At 73.5% G+C, this 958-nt stretch carries 2 protein-coding genes; both read right to left on the reverse strand.

The annotated features are described in order from the left end of the window. Nucleotides 1-458 (reverse strand): carbohydrate kinase family protein (locus DEIPI_RS0106990; protein ID WP_027481304.1); only part of this gene is annotated, 458 nt, incomplete at its 3' end. A 48-nt stretch (nucleotides 459-506) separates the two neighbouring features. Further along, a partial coding sequence (locus tag DEIPI_RS0106995) for an ATP-grasp domain-containing protein (protein ID WP_027481305.1) occupies nucleotides 507-958 on the reverse strand: 452 nt, incomplete at its 5' end.

The raw sequence follows: 958 nt of genomic DNA on the forward strand, positions 1-958 counted from the left end.
GCCGCCGCGCGCGGCGGGTCCGCGAACAGGCTCCACGCCGTCAGGTGCAGGTGCCGCGCCCGCCGCAGGTCCCCCACGGGCAGCTCGGACGGCTCCAGGTACCAGTCCGCGCCCTGCGACGACAGCATCGCCCGCTGGCCCGACGCGTCGATCAGCGCGAGAATCACGCCCGTCCGCTGCTCCGAGGTCTCCACGACGCGCGTCACGACGCCCTCGCGCTCCAGGTCGAACACCGCGAACTCACCGAAGCGGTCGCGGCCCACCTTGCCCACGAACGCCGTCGGCTGACCCACCCGCGCCGCCCACACCGCGAGGTTCGCGGCGCTCCCGCCGCCCGAGAGTTCCAGACGACCGGTCGTGTCGCCGCCGGGCAGCAGCAGCGTGTCGGGTTTCGCGAGGACGTCCCAGGCGAGGTCACCCAGCGAGATCAGGGGAGAGGAGGGCAGCGGAACGGACATCGCCCCCCAGGATAAAGGACGGCGGGTGTGAAGAAGCTCATGTGCTCTTCAGTTCCAGTCTCCCAGCAGCGCCCGCACACGCCCCGCGAGGTCATGGACCTCCTCCGGCGTGCGGCCCACCACGTTCACGTGCCCCAGCTTGCGCCCCACCCGCGCCTCCTTGTGATAGAGGTGCAGCCGCGCGCCCGGCACGCGCAGCACCTCCGCCCAGTCGGGCTCCGCGCCCTCGCCGCCCAGCACGTTGAGCATCACGCACGGCAGCAGCGGCGCGAAGTCCGCAAGGGGCAGGTCCAGCACGGCCCGCAGCTGCGCCTCGAACTGGCTGACGCCGCCCGCGTCCTGCGTGAGGTGCCCGCTGTTGTGCACGCGCGGCGCCACCTCGTTCACGAGCAGCTCCCCGCCCGGCAGCTCGAAGAACTCGAAGGTCAGCAGGCCCTCCAGCCCCCACGCCTCCGCCACCGCGCCCGCCACGGACCGCGCCCGCGCCTCCACGAGCCCCG

Origin of the sequence: Deinococcus pimensis DSM 21231 (genome assembly GCF_000519345.1) — a bacterium.
Classification (GTDB): Bacteria; Deinococcota; Deinococci; order Deinococcales; family Deinococcaceae; genus Deinococcus_A; species Deinococcus_A pimensis.